The organism is Amycolatopsis halotolerans (genome assembly GCF_042647905.1).
In the GTDB taxonomy this organism is placed as follows: domain Bacteria; phylum Actinomycetota; class Actinomycetes; order Mycobacteriales; family Pseudonocardiaceae; genus Amycolatopsis; species Amycolatopsis halotolerans.
Window position 1 is genome coordinate 111838 of the sequence record NZ_JBHRWI010000006.1, and the last position, 18517, is coordinate 130354.

15 protein-coding genes are annotated in these 18517 nt (G+C 68.6%); 11 read left to right on the plus strand and 4 right to left on the minus strand.

Going from position 1 to position 18517, the window contains the following annotated elements:
* Positions 1-423 precede the first annotated feature (423 nt).
* From ACFORO_RS05895 to ACFORO_RS05915, 5 genes are all read left to right on the plus strand, one after another.
* Entirely contained in the window at positions 424-1599 is a 1176-nt protein-coding gene (locus tag ACFORO_RS05895; RefSeq protein WP_377867760.1) for a branched-chain amino acid ABC transporter substrate-binding protein, read from the plus strand.
* Between the two features lie 93 nt (positions 1600-1692).
* The gene (locus ACFORO_RS05900; protein WP_344286446.1) at positions 1693-2706 is read left to right on the plus strand and encodes a branched-chain amino acid ABC transporter permease; all 1014 of its coding nucleotides are present in this window, start codon (positions 1693-1695) and stop codon (positions 2704-2706) included.
* Positions 2703-3848, plus strand: coding sequence for a branched-chain amino acid ABC transporter permease (locus ACFORO_RS05905; protein WP_377867700.1), 1146 nt, complete (start codon positions 2703-2705; stop codon positions 3846-3848). The genes ACFORO_RS05900 and ACFORO_RS05905 overlap by 4 nt, the downstream gene beginning before the upstream one ends.
* Positions 3845-4774, plus strand: a complete 930-nt coding sequence (locus tag ACFORO_RS05910) for an ABC transporter ATP-binding protein (protein ID WP_354750118.1) — start codon at positions 3845-3847, stop codon at positions 4772-4774. The genes ACFORO_RS05905 and ACFORO_RS05910 overlap by 4 nt, the downstream gene beginning before the upstream one ends.
* A complete protein-coding gene (locus ACFORO_RS05915; RefSeq protein ID WP_116203489.1) occupies positions 4761-5474 on the plus strand; it encodes an ABC transporter ATP-binding protein in 714 nt (237 codons plus the stop codon). Before ACFORO_RS05910 ends, ACFORO_RS05915 begins: the two co-directional genes overlap by 14 nt.
* Before the next feature lie 358 nt (positions 5475-5832).
* Here ACFORO_RS05915 and ACFORO_RS05920 read toward each other — a convergent pair whose 3' ends face one another.
* On the minus strand, positions 5833-6228 hold the full coding sequence (locus ACFORO_RS05920) for a PaaI family thioesterase (protein WP_370940728.1): 396 nt from the start codon (positions 6226-6228) through the stop codon (positions 5833-5835).
* Positions 6229-6335: 107 nt separating this feature from the next.
* On the opposite strand from ACFORO_RS05920, the gene polA reads away from it, so the two are divergent.
* From polA to ACFORO_RS05950, 6 genes are all read left to right on the plus strand, one after another.
* Complete coding sequence (gene polA / locus ACFORO_RS05925) at positions 6336-9074, plus strand: DNA polymerase I (RefSeq protein ID WP_377867702.1); 2739 nt, start codon at positions 6336-6338, stop codon at positions 9072-9074.
* Between the two features lie 774 nt (positions 9075-9848).
* Complete coding sequence (locus ACFORO_RS05930; protein WP_377867703.1) at positions 9849-11477, plus strand: S1 family peptidase; 1629 nt, start codon at positions 9849-9851, stop codon at positions 11475-11477.
* Positions 11474-13753: a serine/threonine-protein kinase gene (locus ACFORO_RS05935; RefSeq protein ID WP_377867704.1), complete on the plus strand. Its 2280-nt coding sequence runs from the start codon at positions 11474-11476 to the stop codon at positions 13751-13753. The genes ACFORO_RS05930 and ACFORO_RS05935 overlap by 4 nt, the downstream gene beginning before the upstream one ends.
* Positions 13754-13771: 18 nt before the next feature.
* Positions 13772-15166 carry a VWA domain-containing protein gene (locus tag ACFORO_RS05940; RefSeq protein WP_377867705.1) on the plus strand — a complete coding sequence of 465 codons (1395 nt, stop codon included), beginning with the start codon at positions 13772-13774 and terminating at the stop codon, positions 15164-15166.
* On the plus strand, positions 15163-16248 hold the full coding sequence (locus ACFORO_RS05945; RefSeq protein WP_377867706.1) for a hypothetical protein: 1086 nt from the start codon (positions 15163-15165) through the stop codon (positions 16246-16248). Before ACFORO_RS05940 ends, ACFORO_RS05945 begins: the two co-directional genes overlap by 4 nt.
* Positions 16245-17540, plus strand: coding sequence for an ABC transporter substrate-binding protein (locus ACFORO_RS05950; RefSeq protein ID WP_377867707.1), 1296 nt, complete (start codon positions 16245-16247; stop codon positions 17538-17540). Before ACFORO_RS05945 ends, ACFORO_RS05950 begins: the two co-directional genes overlap by 4 nt.
* Positions 17541-17614: 74 nt before the next feature.
* On the opposite strand, the gene ACFORO_RS05955 is transcribed toward ACFORO_RS05950, so the two are convergent.
* The 3 genes from ACFORO_RS05955 to ACFORO_RS05965 are packed head-to-tail and all read right to left on the minus strand — an operon-like array spanning position 17615 to position 18504.
* Positions 17615-18196, minus strand: a complete 582-nt coding sequence (locus ACFORO_RS05955) for a dihydrofolate reductase family protein (protein ID WP_377867708.1) — start codon at positions 18194-18196, stop codon at positions 17615-17617.
* A gap of 3 nt (positions 18197-18199) precedes the next feature.
* The gene (locus tag ACFORO_RS05960; protein WP_377867709.1) at positions 18200-18385 is read right to left on the minus strand and encodes a hypothetical protein; all 186 of its coding nucleotides are present in this window, start codon (positions 18383-18385) and stop codon (positions 18200-18202) included.
* 2 nt (positions 18386-18387) lie between these two features.
* Positions 18388-18504 (minus strand): VOC family protein, encoded by a 117-nt coding sequence (locus ACFORO_RS05965; protein WP_377867710.1) that lies wholly within the window; start codon positions 18502-18504, stop codon positions 18388-18390.
* Positions 18505-18517: the final 13 nt, after the last annotated feature.

The following is an 18517-nucleotide window of genomic DNA, read 5'->3' on the forward strand; positions in this document are numbered from 1 at the left end:
AACCCTGCTGTCGCACCGGCCCCGGACCCACCCGCGCGGGTTGATCCGCCCTGCGCGAAAGGGCAAGGTTGCTACCTTGGAGGCCGGGGCATCGTGGTGTCGGTCACGGTGACGGAGGGGATGTTCCTAGACTGCCCCCATTGATCAGACGTCTGGTCAAGGTCCTTTCGAGGGGTGCTCGGACACGAAGAGTCATTCACTCGGTCGTTGCAATAAGACGATCGAGTGTAAATCGTCCGTTAATTCTCGTGACGACCGTCACGATGTGGATACAAGACTCGCTGTGACTCTGTGCAACACCTCACCCGGCGGCTACGTTCAGCGCCCAGTCGAAGTCCCACGCAGGGACCCGCCGTTCCCCGGGAACGTCGCGGGTGGCATTTGGAGGAACGAGTGCAGAGAGCACGACTCACTAAGGTCATCGTGCTGGCCGCGGCGGGAGTCATCTCCCTTGGCGCCTGTTCGGCGCGGACCGGCGGTGACTCGGGTGGCGACAGCGGCGCGCCGCAGGCCGCGGCCCCGTCGGCGGCGGCGAACGCGGCGGACCCGGCGGGAGACGGCAAGGCGCAGTGCGCGCCGACCTCGATCGCCTACGCCGGCACGATCAACGGCGCGAACGCGGCCCTTGGCCAGAACATCCTCAAGGGCGCGAAGCTGGCGGTCGACCAGCACAACAAGGCGAACCCGGGCTGCCAGGTCAAGCTGGAGCAGTTCGACACCGAGGGCACCCCGGACAAGGCGCCGGGCATCGTGACCCAAATCGTCAACACCCCGGGCATCGTCGGCGTCATCGGCCTCCCGTTCTCGGGCGAGTCGAAGGCTGCGGGCAACATCTTCAACTCCGCGGGCCTCGTCGCCGTGACCCCGTCTGCGACCAACCCGTCGCTCGCGCAGAACGGCTGGAAGACCTTCTTCCGCGCGCTGGGCAACGACAACGCGCAGGGCCCGGCCGCCGCGAAGTTCATCACCGGCGAGCTCAAGGCCAGCAAGGTCTGCGTCATCGAGGACGACTCCGAGTACGGCACCGGCCTCGCCGCCTCGACCATCAAGGCGCTCGGCGACAAGGCGAGCTGCCAGGACAAGGTCAAGACGAAGCAGACCGACTTCTCCGCCGTGGTCAACAAGATCAAGGGCGAGAAGCCGGACGCGATCTTCTACTCGGGCTACTACCAGGAAGCCGCCCCGTTCGCGCAGCAGCTGAACGACGCCGGCGTCAAGGCGAAGTTCGTCGGCCCGGACGGCGTGAAGGACGACCTGTTCGTGAAGGGCGCCGGCGACGCCGCCGCCAACGCGTACTTCACCTGCCCCTGCGTCCCGGCTGACCAGTTCACCAAGTTCACCGACGCCTACAAGGCGGCGACCGGCGTCGACCCGGGCACCTACTCGCCCGAGGCCTACGACGTCGCGACGATCCTGCTGAAGGGCATCGACGCCGGCAAGAAGACCCGCGCCGATCTGCTGGACTACGTGAAGACCTACGACGGCCAGGGCATCACGAAGCACTTCAAGTGGGACGACCACGGCGAGCTGTCCGCGACCACCGTGTGGACCTACAAGGTGGACAACGGAAAGATCGTCCGCAACACCGAGATCAAGTAGCTCACCGCTTTCGGTTCCAGTACCGGGGTGCGGGCCAGGCGGCTGATCCCGCCTGGCCCGCACCCCGGACCCACATGGAGAACTAGTGTGTCGATGACCCCTGACCTCAGTTCGCTCGTCCTCGCGCAGGGCGGCGGCAGCTGGATCACCTTCGACGTGAATTCGTTCCTGAACCAGTTCTGGGACAACACGATCGACGGTCTTTCCTACGGCAGCATTTACGCGCTCGTGGCGCTGGGCTACACCCTCGTCTACGGCGTGCTCAAACTCATCAACTTCGCCCACTCCGAGGTGTTCATCTACGGCGCCTTCGCGACGTGGTTCACCTTCTACGGCTTGGGTTTCCGCTCCGGCGCGACCCCCGATCTGCCGATCTTCGAACTGATCGGCTTCCTGCTGCTCGCGCTCATCGCGTCGATGGCGGTGTCCGGCGGCACCGCGGTCGTGCTGGAACGCGTGGCCTACCGGCCGCTGCGCAAACGCAAGGCGCCCCGGCTGGTCTTCCTGATCACCGCGATCGGCGCCTCCTTCGTGCTGCAGCAGATCCTCTTCATCTGGCGCGGCGGCAACCCGGAGAACAGCATCCGCTTGCTGCGCAACGACGAGGTCTTCACGATCTTCGGCGGCAGCGTCACGATCGTCACCATCATCACCGTGGTGGCGTCGATCCTGCTGATGGTCGGCACGGACATGTTCGTCAACCGCACCAAGTTCGGCCGCGGCATCCGCGCGGTGGCGCAGGACCCGGACACCGCGACGCTGATGGGCGTCAACAAGGAACGCGTCATCACGCTCACGTTCCTCATCGGCGGCCTGCTGGCCGGCGCGGCGGCGCTGTTCTACATGATGAAGATCCCGCAGGGCGCCTCGTACCAGGGCGGCTTCATCCTCGGCATCAAGGCGTTCACCGCCGCGGTGCTCGGCGGCATCGGCAACCTGCGCGGCGCGCTGCTCGGCGGCCTGCTGCTCGGTGTCGTGGAGAACTACGGGCAGTCGCTGTTCGGCGGCGCGTGGCGCGACGTCGTCGCGTTCGCCCTGCTGGTGCTGATCCTGATGTTCCGCCCGACCGGCATTCTCGGCGAATCGCTCGGAAAGGCACGGGTATGACGACGACCACGACGCCGCCCGCCGCTCCGGCGAAGGCGCGCCGCCGTCCCGTTTCGGACTGGTGGAACCGGCTGTCCCGCGTCCAGCAGTGGGGCGTGCTCATCCCGCTGGTGGCGCTGGTCTACCTGCTGCCGGTGTTGAACCCGCCGCTGATCACCACCCAGCCCGGGTACGACTTCCCGATCGCGATGTTCGAGGTGTCCCGCTACGCGCTGGTCGCCATCGGGCTCAACATCGTGGTCGGCCAGGCGGGTCTGCTCGACCTCGGCTACGTCGGGTTCTTCGCGATCGGCGCCTACGTGATGGCGCTCTTCACGAGCCCGGACTCGTCGCTGGCGAAGCTGCCGTTCCTCGTCGTGCTGCCGATCGCGATGGTGGTCACGATGATCTTCGGGGTGATCCTCGGGACGCCGACGCTGCGCTTGCGCGGCGACTACCTGGCGATCGTCACGCTGGGCTTCGGCGAGATCGTGCGGCTGCTGGCCGACAACATCGACCCGCTGCGCGGCAACCGCGGCTTCCAGGGCGTCGGGCACCCGCCGGGCGTGAAGGCGGACGGCAATCCGCTCTTCAACAACACCGACGGCATCCCGTGGTATTGGCTCTGCGTCACGATCATCATCGTGATCCTGTTCGTGGTCGGGAACCTGGAGCGCAGCCGCGTCGGCCGCGCGTGGGTCGCGATCCGCGACGACGAGGACGCGGCCGAGATCATGGGCGTGCCGACGTTCAAGTTCAAGATCTGGGCGTTCGTCGGCGGCGCCGCGGTCGGCGGCCTCTCCGGCGCGCTGTACGCGGGGCAGCTGGGCTTCGTGAACAACCAGAAGTTCGACGTGGTCACGTCGATGCTGTTCCTGGCCGCGGTCATTCTCGGCGGCGCGGGCAACAAGGTCGGCGTGCTGCTGGGCGCGATCGTGGTGGCGTACGTGCCGCTGCGGTTCCAGGCGATCGCGGAGTACAAGTACCTGATCTTCGGACTCGCGCTGATCGTCCTGATGATCTTTCGCCCGCAGGGCCTGCTCGGCGCGCGGCAGCGGCTGCTCGCGTACGGCAGGCAGGCGTACCAGCGGCTGCTCGGCAAGGGCGAGCAGGTCAGCAGCGACGGTTCGCTGGCGTCCGACAACCCGGGGGAGAAGGCATGACGGTCCCTGGCAACGGAAACGGGCCCGAGGTCCCGGCCGAGGGCGGCCTCGTGGCCGAGGTCGCGAACATGACCGCCGACGAGCTCGCCGAGCACGAGGCCGAGGTCGCCGAGGTCGTCGCGCCGGACCGGGAGATCCAGGCCGATTACGGGCAGACGCTGCTCAAGGTCGACGACGTCACCGTCCGCTTCGGCGGCCTGGTGGCGCTGGACTCGGTGTCGTTCGAGATCCGGCGCGGCGAGATCCTCGGCCTCATCGGGCCGAACGGCGCGGGCAAGACCACCTGCTTCAACGCGATGACCGGCGTCTACCGGCCGTCCTCGGGGCAGGTGCTGCTCGAGGACAAGCCGCTCGGCAAGGCGTCGCGGCACGGGATCACCCAGCTCGGCATCGCCAGGACGTTCCAGAACATCCGGCTGTTTTCCGAGATGACCGCGCTGGAGAACGTGGTCGTCGGCACCGACGCGCGGCACAAGACCAGCCTGCTCGGCGCGCTCCTGCGGGTCCCGCGGCACCACCGCGAGGAGAAGCAGGCGATCGAGAAGGCCATGGCGCTGCTGGAATTCGTCGGCATCGCCGACCGGGCGGCGGACCGCGCGAAGAACCTGCCGTACGGCTATCAGCGGCGGCTGGAGATCGCGCGGGCGCTCGCCACCGAGCCGAAGCTGCTGTGCCTCGACGAGCCGGCCGCCGGGTTCAACCCGGCGGAGAAGGAAGAGCTCATGGGGTTGATCCGGACGATCCGCGACGACGGCTACACCGTCCTGCTGATCGAACACGACATGAAGCTCGTCATGGGCGTCACCGACCGGATCGTGGTGCTGGAGTTCGGCAAGAAGATCGCCGACGGGCTTCCCGCCGAGATCCGGGAGAACCCCGCCGTGATCGCCGCTTACCTGGGAGTTCCCGACGATGACGTTGCTTGAGCTTTCCGACGTTTCCGTCCACTATGGACGGATCCAGGCCGTGTCCGGGTTGTCCATCACGGTCAACGAGGGCGAGATCGTCACCCTCATCGGGGCGAACGGCGCCGGAAAATCGACCACGATGCGGGCGATTTCCGGCATCCGGCCGATTTCCGGCGGTGCCATCCGGTTCGACGGCGAGGACATTTCGCGGCTGCGCGGGGATTTGCGTGTGGTTCGCGGGATTTCTCAGGCTCCGGAAGGTCGCGGGATTTTCCCCGGGATGACGGTGCTCGAGAATCTGGACATGGGCGCTTATGCGCGCAAGGACCGGAAGAATCTGCAGCCTGACTTCGATCGGGTGTTCGAGTTGTTTCCGCGGTTGGCTGAGCGGAAGACTCAGGTCGGCGGGACTATGTCCGGGGGTGAGCAGCAGATGCTTGCCATCGGGCGGGCGTTGATGGCCAAGCCTCGGTTGTTGTTGCTCGACGAGCCTTCGATGGGGTTGGCGCCGCAGTTCATTCAGCAGATTTTCCGGATTATCACGGAGATCAATCGGCAGGGGACTACGGTGCTGCTGGTTGAGCAGAATGCGCAGCAGGCGTTGTCTCGGGCGCATCGGGCTTATGTGCTGGAGACTGGGCAGATCACGAAGACTGGTACTGGGCAGGAGTTGCTGGCTGATACCAGTATCAAGGAGGCTTATCTCGGGGTTGGGTGACGATTTCGCCTCGTCGCCTGGCGGCGACATTGCCCCGGTGTTGCGTGGGGCACCCCGAAGCCCGATTGTGACGACGGACGGCGGGTGCTTGTCAAGGCGGGAAAGATGCCTTGACAAGCACCCGCCGTCCGCGTTTTTGGCTTCGTATCGGGGTGCGGGGGAATGTGGCTGCCTGGTGAGTTGGGTGCGGCGGCTGCGGTTGGGTGGTAGCGCCCCAATGTGGCGTTGGGTGCGTGGGACGCACCGAATGCCACATTGGGTGCATCGCTGCGGCCGCGTGCCTGGCGCGGGCCGTGAGGGGAACCCTGAGGGACTCAGAGTCCGTGAGGGTTCCCCTCACGGACTCTGACACCGAGAATCAGGCGCCTGGTGGGCGGTCCCGGACTACGCAGGTGAGCCTTGCGGTGCAGGTGCGGCGGCCTTCGTCGTCTGTCAGCACGATTTCCGAAGTGATCGTCCCCCGGCCGACATGCAGCGGGGTCGCGACGCCGGTGACGGTGCCGGAGCGGACCGCGCGGTGGTGAGTGCAGGACAGCTCAAGCCCCATCGCGGCGCGTTCGGGGCCCGCGTTGAGCGCGGCCAGCACCGAGCCGAGGGCTTCGGCGACGGTGGCGTTCGCGCCGCCGTGCAGGAGGCCGTAGGGCTGGAGGTTGCCTTCGACGGGGATCGTGCCGACGACCCGCTCGGGCGTCATCTCCACGAGCTTCAGCCCGATCTTGTCGTTCAGCTGCTGGCCCGCGGCCGCGGGGTCCATGCCCGCGAACTGGCCCGGCGTGATTTCCGCCGTCTGCTCGGTCACTCTCTGCTCCTCAACCTATGCGACACGCAAGAGTGTCAGACCCTCACCCTAGACTCGCCCCCGTGAGCCCGACCGAGAACCGAACCGTTGCCAACGCCACAGGCGCCGCCGCCGGGAAAGACCGCCCCCGGCTGCTGCTGATCGACGGCCATTCGATGGCCTATCGCGCCTTCTTCGCCCTGCCCGCGGAGAATTTCCGCACGAAGACCGGGCAGGTCACCAACGCGGTCTTCGGCTTCACCTCGATGCTCATCAACCTGCTGCGCGACGAGAAGCCGACGCATCTCGCGGTGGCCTTCGACCTCTCGCGCAAGACCTTCCGGTCGGAGACGTACGCCGACTACAAGGCCAACCGCAGCGCCACGCCGGACGAGTTCCGCGGGCAGGTCGACCTGGTGAAGGAGGTGCTCGAGGTACTCGGCATCCCGTCGCTCACGAAAGAGAACTACGAGGCCGACGACGTCATCGCCACGCTCACCACGCAGGCCGGCGAAGATTACGACGTCCTGATCTGTACCGGCGACCGCGACGCGTTGCAGCTGGTCACCGATCGGGTGACCGTTTTGTACCCCAAGCGGGGCGTCTCCGACCTCGTGCGGTTCACGCCGGACGCGGTGGAGGAGAAATACGGCCTCACCCCGACCCAGTACCCGGACTTCGCGGCCCTGCGCGGCGACCCGTCGGACAACCTGCCCGGCATCCCCGGCGTGGGGGAGAAGACCGCGGCCAAGTGGATCCGGCAGTTCGGCTCGCTGGCCGACCTGATCGACCGGGTCGACGAGGTCAAGGGCAAGGTCGGCAACGCGCTGCGCGAGCACCTGTCGTCGGTCCAGCTCAACCGGCAGCTCACCGAACTGGTCCGCGACGTGCCGCTGGAGTCCGTGCCGGACGAGCTGGAGCTGCGGCCGTGGGATCGCGAGGCGGTGCACCGGCTGTTCGACGAGCTGGAGTTCCGCGTCCTGCGCGACCGGCTCTTCGAAAACCTGACCAGCGCCAAACCGGAGGCCGACGAGGGCTTCGACGTGTCCGGTTCCGCGCTCGCGCCGGGCACGCTCGGCGCGTGGCTCGAAGCGCACGCCGGTGCGGCCGAGCCGGTCGCGCTGTCGTTCCGGACGACCGGCGCTTCCGTCCGTTCCGACCTCAAGGCGGTCGCCTTCGCGACGGCCGACGGCGAGGGAGCGTACGTCGACGTCACCGCGATGGACGAGGCGGACGACCGGGCGCTGTCGGCGTGGCTCGCGGACCCGAAGGTCCGCAAGATCGGCCACGACCTGAAGGTGCCGCTGCACGCGGTGCGCGCCCGCGGCTGGACGTTCGCCGGGCTCAGCATGGACACCGCGCTCGCCGCGTACCTCGCGCGGCCGGGGCAGCGCACGTTCGGGCTCGACGACCTGGCCCTGCGCTACCTGCACCGCGAGCTGCGCTCGGAAGCGGGCGACGGCGACGGCCAGCTGTCGCTGCTCGACGGCGGCGCGGACGAGCTGGAGCAGAAGGAAATTTCCGCCGAACTGGTGAAAGCGCGCGCGATCTTCGAGCTCGCCGGCGCGCTCACCACCGAGCTGGAGGAACTCGGCGGCGCGAAGCTGCTGGCCGAGCTGGAACTGCCGCTGCTGGAAGTGATCACCGAACTCGAAGCGGCGGGCATCGCGGTCGACGTCGACCAGCTCACCGAGCTGGAGGCGCACTACCTCAGCCGCGTCACGCAGGCCGCGGACTCCGCGTACGAGGTGATCGGCAAGCAGATCAACCTCGGTTCGCCGAAGCAGCTGCAGGTGGTGCTGTTCGACGAGCTGGGCATGCCGAAGACCAAACGCACCAAGACCGGCTACACCACCGACGCCGACGCGCTGCAGTCGCTGTTCGAGAAGACCGAGCACCCGTTCCTGCAGCACATGCTGGAGCACCGCGACGCGACGCGGCTGCGCACCACGGTCGAGGGCCTCATCAAATCGGTCGCCGACGACGGGCGCATCCACACCACGCTCCAGCAGACGATCGCGGCCACCGGGCGGCTGTCGTCGGTCGAGCCGAACCTGCAGAACATCCCGGTGCGCACCGAGGAAGGCAGGCGCATCCGCGACGCGTTCGTGGTCGGCGACGGCTACGCCGAGCTGATGACCGCGGACTACAGCCAGATCGAAATGCGGATCATGGCGCACCTGTCGAAGGACGAGGGCCTCATCGAGGCCTTCAACAGCGGCGAGGACCTGCACACGTTCGTCGCGTCGCGCGCGTTTTCCGTGCCTGCCGCGGAAATCACGCCGGAACAGCGCTACCGCGTCAAGGCGATGTCGTACGGATTGGCGTACGGCTTGTCGGCGTACGGCCTGTCGCAGCAGCTGAAGATCTCGACGGAAGACGCGAAAGAGCAGATGGAGGCGTACTTCTCGCGGTTCGGCGGGGTGCGCGACTACCTGCAGTCGGTCGTCGGCGAGGCCGCGAAGCGCGGGTACACCGAGACGATCTTCGGCCGTCGCCGCTACCTGCCGGACCTGAACAGCGACAACCGCCAGCGCCGCGAAATGGCCGAGCGGATGGCGCTCAACGCCCCGATCCAGGGCAGCGCGGCGGACATCATCAAGGTGGCGATGCTGAACGTGCACCGCGCCCTCGCCGAAGCGGGTTCGCGCAGCCGCGTGCTGCTGCAGGTCCACGACGAACTGGTCCTGGAAATCGCCGACGGCGAGCGCTCGGACGTCGAAAAGCTGGTCCGCGAGGGCATGGGCTCGGCCGCGGAACTGGCGGTGCCGCTGGAGGTTTCGGTCGGATACGGGCGGTCGTGGAACGAGGCCGCGCACTGACGCGTTGAGCTGAGAAGCCGTGCCCGGGGTCGGCGACCGGCCCCGGGCACGACGCGGCTCTGCCGGCCAATGCCAGGAACTTAAGGCTGTGATGCGGACGCGCTGCTGGCGTGTTTCCGCAGCTCAACTGGCTCGGTCCGGTCGAGCGCACGTCGCCGTGGGCCCGGGAACCGCGAGCGGGAGCCGGGTTGTCGTCCGTGAAGGACTCCTTGAGGGAATCTGATTCCCTCAAGGAGCCCTTCACGGACTTCAAGACCCGGTCACATGGCGGCAAATCGGGCGTTCCGGTGCTGTTGGCGTCCTTTGTGGATGGTTAGCGGGCCGGGATCACGCGGCTTATTACAAGTTCCTGGCATTGGCTCTTCCGGCGGAATCGGCGCCGCGTCCGTTCGGGCGAGGGCGAGTCCGGCGGGACGGGTGACGGCATCCGGTCAGGCGGTCCCGGATCTGCGCGCGGACAACGAAATCGGCGGCGAATCCGGCCGGACGACCACGAATCGGCAGCCCACGCGGGTAAGTTGTCCGGCCGATCCGTTTCGCGCCAGCGCGGGGAAACCTGAAACTCGCGGGCTTTTCGGTAGCCTGCCCGGCGGTGTCCTCAACGTCAGCGGCTTCTTGGCTGTCCGGCCGCCAACACGGAGCGACCGCGGAGAAACCGGTGTCACCCACGAGAAGTGCCGCGACGCCGCTGAACGGGTGAGGTTGCTGCTCCAGCGTGGGCCACTTTCCGCAAACGCCGCCCGACCTGCGGCGCGTCCGGCGTAGGGTCCACCCGTGGGGTACCAGGCCGAGCGTCGACGCTGGCGGGTTCGCCTGCGCGACCGCACGGGCGGGATCCGCGGGGCAGGCACCATGCTCGACGAGGACCATGTTCTCACCTGCGCGCACGTCGTCGAGCGGGCCGGCGGGCCGGACGCGGACGTCCTCATCGATTTCGTCGGGCTGCCCGGCACTCCGGTGCGCGTCGGCCGCGTTGCGCCGGGGGCTTGGGTGCCGCCGGGAAGGGACGAGCGCGGCGACATCGCGGTGCTGCGGCTGGCCGAACGGGTGCCGGGCGCATGGGGCGCGCCGTTGTACCGGATGCCGTTGTCGGACGGCCAAGCCGTGCGCGCTTACGGGTTTCCGGCGGGCGCGGACGAAGGGCTGTGGACGTTCGGCGAGCTCGCCGGAGAAGGCGGGCCTGGCTGCGAATGGGTCCAGCTGGCCCGGAAGAACGACGACCAGCCGATCACCGGCGGGTTCAGCGGCACCGCGGTGCTCGACGAGGAGACCGGCCGCGTGGTCGGCATGGTCGTGTCCCGGTACAAGGCCGAGGGCGAGCGGGTCGCGTGGATGATCCCGGTCGAAACCATTCTCGGTTACCTCGGCGCGGACCGGTGGGGGCAGGGGAGTCCGGCCGTCGACCAGACCTTCGGCCGCGAGCTCGACCGAGTCGCTTACGACCCGCAGTTCGCACGCGAAGTCGTGGGCTGGTTCGGCGAGGGGCACGGCGTGTGGATCGTCGTGACCGGCGAGGCCGGGTCCGCGAAAGCGGCCGCGCTTGATCTCGCGGTGGTGCTTGCCGACCGCGAGCGTTCCGCCGCGGCCAACGAACTGCGCGACACCCTGGCCAAGGAAACCTTGCCGCCAGCGGGAAGTGTCGACCTCGCGGTCGACGCGGCGGGCAAAACCTCCGCGCAGGTGCGGCAGCGGCTCGCGGAGCGGCTTGACCTCACCTTGGACAACGGCGCGACGCATTCGGGCATCGGCCGCACCGTCGTGGTGAACGCGATCGACGACGCGGCTGAGCCGGAACAGCTGATCGGCGAGGTGATCGCGCCGCTCGCGGACCGCGCCGCGCGGCTGGGGATCCGGCTCGCGCTCGGGTTCCGCCGGGAGTCGTCGCCTGGGTTGACCGAGCTGCGGTCGCGCCGGAACGGGGCACGGCCGGACGGGCTGGCTCGCCGGATTTCCGCGCTGGACAAGCAGATCGACGAACTCGCTGTTCTCGAGGAGCACATCGCCGAGCTGGCCCCGCGATTCGCGGTGAACGACATTCCGCCGCCGCGGGTGCGTCGCCGCCGTGGTGCGGTGAGCCGGTTGCAGGAAGCCGCTGATCTCGGGGATGTCGCGTGGGCGGAGCGGCACGTCGAGGAGGTCGCCAGTGTGGTGGCCGCCGACCTGGCTGCGGCGAAAACCGCCCGTGATCGGCTCAACGCCGCGCATGAGCGCCGCACCGAGTTGCGGTTTCGGCTCGACGGCTACGGAGAGCGTGCCCGCGCTGCTGGCCGGGTCGAGGATCCGCTGCTGGATTCGTTGTACGCCAACGCCTGGCAGTTGCTGTACGAGGGCGCGTGCGAGCCGGAGGCGGCCGCGGCGGCTGTCGAGGAGTTCAGTGCCGCGGTGCGCAAGGGGAGTCGATGACGGCCTGCGCGCGCCCGAACTGTTCCGGCACGATCAGCCGTGCCGGATTCTGCGCGAAGTGCGGCTGGGCACCGGGATCCGAGCCGAAGAGGCCTGCACCGAAAGCCGACGCGACGCTCGTCATCCCCGCCCCGGGCGCGAGCCGGATCGCCGACACCGTCGTCACGCGGGAGCAGCAGACGGCCGGCCACGGCACCGGCGACGACTACATCCCGCTCCCCGTGGTCGTCCTGCCGGACATCGCCGGGCGGGTCCTCGCCGATCCGCGCGTCGCCGAGGACGAACGGCACTGCGGCAAACGCGGCTGCGGCGCGCCGGTCGGCCGCTCGACCGGCGGCCGTCCCGCGCGCACCGAAGGTTTCTGCTCGCAGTGCGGCACGCCGTTTTCCTTCTCTCCCAAGCTGTTTCCGGACGATGTGGTGGACGGCCGCTACCAGGTGCACGGCTGCATCGCGCGCGGCGGACTCGGCTACGTCTACCTCGGCACTGATCTCCGGCTGAAGCAGTACGTCGCGCTGAAGGGCCTGCTCAACACCGGCGACGAGGCCGCGGTCCGGATCGCCGAGACCGAGAGCCAGGTGCTGACCTCGCTCGACCACCCGAACATCGTCCGGATCCACGACGTCGCCACGCACCCGGATCCGCACGGCGGGCCGGACGCGCGCTACATCGTGATGGAGTTCGTCGACGGCCTCCCGCTCGCCGAGGTGATGCGGCGCGGCCGCGCGATGCTCGACGGGCCCGAGGGAAGGCTGCTCGTCGAGCACGTCGTGGCGTACGGCCGGGAGATCCTCACCGCGCTCGGCTACCTGCACGAACAGGGGCTGCTGTACTGCGATCTGAGCCCGCAGAACGTGATCCACGGCGAGAAACGGGTCAAGCTGATCGATTTCGGCGCGATCCGCAAGATCGGCGACCAGACCAGCCCGATCGTCGGCAATCCGCGGTTCCAGATCGGCGCGACCGAACTGGACGAACACGGGCTCACCGTGCGCTCGGACATCCACACCGTCGGCGCGACACTGCGCGATCTGTTCCGCTGCAGCGACGGCTGGCCGCATCCGGCCGACAAGCGGATCGCGCTCGGCGTCGAATCCTTCACACAGGTGCTCGACCGCGCGACCGGCCCGTACGAACACCGCTTCGCCACTACCGGCGAAATGCTCGTGCAACTCGACGGCGTACTGCACGAGATCCTTTCGCTGCGCGACCGCCAGTCGCGGCCGTCGATCTCCACGCTGTTCACCGAAGCGGCCGTGCTGCTGGACGCCGGGCTAGGCCAGCCGAGGCCGGTCGGGGAGTGGGTACGCCGCGCCCGGCGGACCGCGGGCCCGCTCGGCGCGCTGCCCGAACCGTTCGACATCGCGCTCGGATTGCCAGTGCCGCACGAGGATCCGCACGACCCAGCGGTGACCTTCCTGCGCACCGTCCGTGCGCCGGATCCCGCACGGCTGCTGAAGAAACTCGAACGCGCGGACTCGACCGTCGAGGTGGAACTGCGCCGGTGCCGGGCATGGCTAGAACTGTCCGAAGTAGACTCAACTGGCACGGAGCAGGCCGGCCAGCGCGTGGCCGCCGCCGAAAATCTGCTCGGCGCCCGGGCCAAGCACGACTGGCGGATCGCCTGGCATCGCGGCCTGGTCGCGCTCGCCACCGGTGCCGTGGAGAAGGCGCAGACCTGGTTCGAGCGCGTGCACCGCGACATCCCGGGCGAGGAGACGCCGAAGCTCGCGCTCGGCCTGTGCGCGGAGCACTGCGGCGGGCCGAAACGAGCGGCGCGCTACTACGACGCGCTGTGGGTGCGGGACCACCTGCAGGTCAACGCCGTTTTCGGGCTGGCTCGCGGGCATCTGCGGCTGGACGAGCGCACGGCGGCGGTGGACCTGCTGGACCAGGTCCCGGAGTACTCGCGGCACGACGAGGCGGCCCGGATCGCCGGAATCCGCGTGCGCGCCGGGATCCTGCCGGTGGGGGACGCGCTGCCGGGCATCGAGGACCTGACCGAGGCGATCGACCGGCTGTCCGCGCTGGACCTGGACCGCGACACCGCGGACCGGCTCACCGCCGAGGTCCGCGAGAGCGCCCTGCGGTGCTTCGCCGCCGGGATGCGCGGCATGCCGCCCGGCCCGGTCCTCGGCGAACGCCTCGACGAGCACGGGCTGCGGCTGCTGGTGGAGCAGTCGTACCGGCGGATCGCGCGCCGGGCCGGTTCGGCGGAGTACCACGACGCGTTGGTCGACCGGGCGAACGAGACGAGGCCGACGACCTGGGTGTAGGCGGCGAAGGGGCGAGGGATGAGCAGGGGTTGGGACGTCGAGGTCCATCAGAACCGCTACCTCGGCGAAGGCGACACCGCGATGCAGGCCGTGGTCACCGTCTCCGCGCGCGACGACGGCCAGCCCGAGGTCCGGCCGCCCGGCGCGGAAGTGCTCCTGGTCGACTGCTCGACGTCGATGCGCTACCCGCCGACGAAAATCGCCGCCGCACGCCGGGCCGCAGCCGCGGCGATCTGGGCCCTTCCCGACGGTGTCGGCTTCGCAGTCGTCCGCGGCACCGAACGCGCCGACCTGGCCTATCCACCCGAACCCGGTCTGGCAGTCGCGTCCGATGAAACCCGAGCAGCCGCCGTCGCCGCAGTGGAGCGATTCGTCGCAGTCGGCGGCACCGCGATGGGCACCTGGCTGGAGTGCGCGCGCAAGCTGTTCGCTCAGGTACCCGACGCGGTGCGGCACGTGATCCTGCTGACCGACGGGAACAACCAGTCGCAATCAGCGGAGTCGCTGCGCCGCGAACTAGACGCCTGCGAAGGCCAATTCGTCTGCGACGCAAGGGGAATCGGCGACGGCTGGCAACGAGCCGAACTGGTCGAGATCGGCCGGGTCCTGCGCGGCTCCGTCGATTCGGTGGTACGCGACGAAGACCTGGTCGACGACTTCCGCGCACTGATGGCCGCGGCGCTCGCGAAGGTGATCCCGTCCGCACGGCTGCGGATCGGCGTCACCGAACAAACCACGCTGCGCTTCGTGAAGCAGGTCTGGCCAAGCGAATACGACCTCACCTCGCGCTGCGTCCCCGACGGCGACGGCGAGACGGTCCTCTCGCTCGGTTCGTGGAGCGCGGGGGAGACCAGGGAATTCCAGCTCGCCGTGGAGGTCTCGGCGGACGCCCGGCCGGAGTACGGCTCCGACCGAATGCTCGCCTGGGTCGAGGTCGACGACGCCCCGGATTCGACGGTCCCGCTGCTGGCGCACTGGACCCACGACCCGGTCGCCCCGACGCTGGTCGACCCGAAGGTGCGGCGCTACACCATGCACGCGGAACTCAGCGAGGCCTTGGTGAACGCCGACGAGGCCTACGCCGCGGGCGACCACGCGCGGGCGGCGCGCGAATGGGGCCAGGCTGTCGAAATCGCCACGCGGACCAGCAACAAGGAAGTCCTGCGCCGCCTCGCCCGGGTAGTCGACACGACTGGCGAGGCTGTGCGGCTTCGCCCCGAAGTCACCCGCAGCGAACTGCTCAACCTGCTGGTCTCCACCGTCTCGAACGTCGGCGACCAGCCCCGCGATGCCCGTCCCGCGCCCGTTCCGGACGCGAAACCAGCGATCTGCCGCCACTGCGAGACTCCCAACGCGTCCGACGCCCGATTCTGCGAGGAGTGCGGAGAGCCGCTGCACGGAGGCGCCGCGTGACCCTCCGAACGCGGCAAGCGCTAGTCCGAATCCGGGCAGTGCTGCTGGCCGGAACCGTGCTCGCACTGGTCACTTCGTACCTGGCGGTCAGCGGCGTCGTCCGGACCGCCGATCAGATCTCGTCCGCGACCAGCCGAGCAATCCTCGAAGTCGCGGCCGCACGAGACGCCCTCGTATCCGCCGACGCCGCGGCCATCGCCAGCTTCGCCTCCGGAGAGGCAAAACTGGCTGGCCCAGGACAGGAGTACGAAAACCGGATGGCGTCAGCGAGCCAAAGCCTCGCCCGGGTAGCGGAGTTCAACCAAGCAGGCGACCCCGGCGCCGGAACCCTGCAAACCGTCGAAGGCCTGGTCGCGTCGTACTCCGGCGCCATGAGCCAGGCCGACGCCCACTTCCGCCAACCAGGCGCGGAACTAGTAGGACTAGCCGACCTCTGGTACGCCTCACGCCTGCTGCACGCCCCCGACAACGTCCTGGAGCTACTAGGAAAACTGCAAAAAGACGAGCGCACTGCCCTGGACAGCCAAATCTCCGGCACCAGGATGAGCGCGGGCCTGCTCATCCTCTGGCTGCTGCCGCCGATCGTGCTGCTCGCTCTCCTGGTCGCGACCCAAGTCTTCCTGCGCCAGCGTTTCCGCCGCCGCCTGAACCCGCCGCTGCTGGGCGCGACCGTACTAGGACTGGGCGTCGTCGCGGGCCTGCTGGCCGCCTTCGCCCTGGCCGGACGCCTCGACACAGTGCGCGGCAATGTGGACCAAGCCGTCGCCGTCCGAGAGAAAAGCATCGAGTCCGCCGACGCGGGAGGCCACGCCCGCCTGGCCACCCTCCTGCAACAACGCTGCGGCCCGTCCGGCTGCGGGTCCACAGTGGACGATTTCCGCCGCCAAACCCAAACCACCTCGACGGCGGCCCCCGCCCAGAACGCCATCACCTCGGCCGCCCGAGCCGTAACGACGGCCGGAGCCGCCGCCACCGAATCGGGCGGTCTGCCCATACTGGTCCCCACTGCCCTGATCCTCACCGGCGCGCTAGTGGTGGCCGGGCTATACCGCCGAATCGACGAATACCGGTACCGCCCATGACCCGGTGGAAGAAACTGCTCCTGCTCGCGGCCACGGCGCTAGTGGCGGCTTCCTCGGCATGCGGGGTCGCCGCGAACAGCAACACCGTCCAGGTAATCGGAGTATGGACCGAAGGCGAGGAAGCAGCCTTCAATCAGGTCAAACAACGCTTTGAGGAAAAGACCGGCATAGAAGTCCGCTATCAAGGCACGCGTGCCGTCGAACAGGTCCTAGCCGCGGACGTCCAGCAAGGCGCCGCCCCCGACATAGCAGTCCTCTCCAGCCCGGGTCTGCTGGCCGACTACGCCCGCCGCCAGGAAATCAAACCTCTCGACTTCCTGGAACAACAAGCCGAATCCTTCTACGGAAGACAATGGGTCAACCTGCAACGCCTCGGCACCGGAAAACTTTACTCAGTCGCGGTCAAAGCCGACCTGAAAAGCGCGATCTGGTACCGCCCCGCAAGCCTCCCGTCCCCGAAACCCGCCACCTGGCACCAACTCGTCGCTCTCGCCGCCAGCCAGAACACCCCGTGGTGCCTGGGACTGGCCGCCCCGCCCACCTCAGGCTGGCCGGGCACCGACTGGATCGAAGACATCCTGCTGCACTCCGCGGGCCCGGAGATCTATCGCCAATGGGCGGCAGGCACCCTCCCGTGGACGTCAACGCCGGTACGCCAGGCATTCCAAGACTGGGGCACCCTGGCAGTCCACCCCGGCGGCATCCAAGGCGGTGCACCGGCGGCATTGCTCACCGACTTCCGAGACGCGGCCCGCCCCCTCTTCACCGACCCGCCAGGCTGCCGCATGGAACACCAAGGCTCCTTCGCCATGGGCAGCTACCAAACCATGCACCTGCACAACGAAACCGGCCCGCGCCCGCAACCAGGAACCGACTACGACTTCTTCCCGTTCCCAGGCTCCGGCGCGTCGGAAGTATCGGCGGACCTGGCCGCGATGTTCAACGACACCCCGCAGGCCCGCCAATTCCTGGACTTCCTGGTCTCGCCGGAAGCCCAGCAAATCTGGGCAGGAAACCCGAACGCGACGGCCTTCTCCGCGGGAACCGCAGTACCGAAGGACGTCTACCGCGACCCTGTAAGGAGAAAGGTCGCCGACACCATCACCTCAGGAAAACCAGTCTGCTTCGACGCCTCCGACCTCATGCCGAAGACCATGACCGGCGCCTTCTACCGAGCAATCCTGGAATACACCGCGGACCCCGCACAACTGGAAACCCTGCTGACCAGACTCGAAGACACCCGCAAGAGCATCCCCAGAGCCGACTGGCTGAACGTCCCCTGTGGACAGTAGGGGAGCCGCCCAGCCGCGAACGGCTGGGTTGTCCCAGGGGCCGCCGGGCGGAAATCCACGGCGGAGGCCGGACCTCACCGGGCTCTGTGGACGATGCGGTATCGCACATGCGTGACGCCGCGGCCTTCGAGCCGCCGCACGGGCTCCAGTTCGACGTGGCCGAGCCCGGTCGGTTCGAACAGCCGCCGTCCCCCGTCCAGCAGCACCGGGACGAGGTGGAGTTCCAGTTCGTCGAGCTGGCCCGCGGCCAGCAGAGCCTGTGCCGCGCCCGCGCCGTGGACCAGCACGGGTCGGTCTCCCGCTTTGCCCCGGGCCTCGTCGGCGCACGCGTTGACGTCGGTGTAGAACTTCGCGCTGCCCGGCGGCTCGTCGTCGGGCTCGAAGCGGTGGGTGAGCACGTGGATCGGGACGCCGTCGTGGTGGTCGCCGTTCCATCGCTTGGCCAGCTCGAACGTGCGGCGTCCGGAGATCACGGCGCCGGTCGCCGAGGCCTCGGCGTAGACCTGCTTGCTGACCCCTTCCTCATTCCGACGGTCGAGCCAATCGAACAGCCGGAATCCGTCGCGGCCGAGTTCCTGCCCGGGCCGGTCGTCCGGCCCGGCGATGTATCCGTCGATCGACATGGACATGTACAGCCGCAGCGGCGTCCTGCTCATTTCTCAGTCCTCTTTCCCGGGCCAGTCGGCGGCGGTCATGCCGTCGGGGTGTCCCGCGGGCCACTGGACGAGTTCGATCCGGTCGCTGGCCAGGATGTCGAGCGTGCCGGCCATCGATTCGACCCGCACGACAAGGTGGCTCACGTCGGTTCCGCGCTTGACCAACTCGTCGCCGGGGAGCTTGAGCATGGTCAGCTGCCCGATCGGGTCTCGGGCACCGTGCCGACGACCTCGTAGCCGAGCGCCGTGCAGAACGCCAGCGACCGGGGAAGATCGGCCACTCGCAGTCCGATGTGCAGGGTCCGCATTCCAGTGCCTCCT

What these genes read in the sequence shown, in the direction of transcription:
- ACFORO_RS05905 (WP_377867700.1), top strand. Translation starts at nt 2,703, where the DNA reads ATGACGACGACCACGACGCCGCCCGCCGCTCCGGCGAAGGCGCGCCGC.
- ACFORO_RS05910 (WP_354750118.1), top strand. Translation starts at nt 3,845, where the DNA reads ATGACGGTCCCTGGCAACGGAAACGGGCCCGAGGTCCCGGCCGAGGGC.
- ACFORO_RS05940 (WP_377867705.1), top strand. Translation starts at nt 13,772, where the DNA reads ATGAGCAGGGGTTGGGACGTCGAGGTCCATCAGAACCGCTACCTCGGC.
- ACFORO_RS05900 (WP_344286446.1), top strand. Translation starts at nt 1,693, where the DNA reads ATGACCCCTGACCTCAGTTCGCTCGTCCTCGCGCAGGGCGGCGGCAGC.
- ACFORO_RS05965 (WP_377867710.1), bottom strand. Translation starts at nt 18,504, where the DNA reads ATGCGGACCCTGCACATCGGACTGCGAGTGGCCGATCTTCCCCGGTCG.
- ACFORO_RS05960 (WP_377867709.1), bottom strand. Translation starts at nt 18,385, where the DNA reads ATGCTCAAGCTCCCCGGCGACGAGTTGGTCAAGCGCGGAACCGACGTG.
- ACFORO_RS05935 (WP_377867704.1), top strand. Translation starts at nt 11,474, where the DNA reads ATGACGGCCTGCGCGCGCCCGAACTGTTCCGGCACGATCAGCCGTGCC.
- ACFORO_RS05915 (WP_116203489.1), top strand. Translation starts at nt 4,761, where the DNA reads ATGACGTTGCTTGAGCTTTCCGACGTTTCCGTCCACTATGGACGGATC.
- ACFORO_RS05955 (WP_377867708.1), bottom strand. Translation starts at nt 18,196, where the DNA reads ATGAGCAGGACGCCGCTGCGGCTGTACATGTCCATGTCGATCGACGGA.
- ACFORO_RS05950 (WP_377867707.1), top strand. Translation starts at nt 16,245, where the DNA reads ATGACCCGGTGGAAGAAACTGCTCCTGCTCGCGGCCACGGCGCTAGTG.
- ACFORO_RS05920 (WP_370940728.1), bottom strand. Translation starts at nt 6,228, where the DNA reads ATGGACCCCGCGGCCGCGGGCCAGCAGCTGAACGACAAGATCGGGCTG.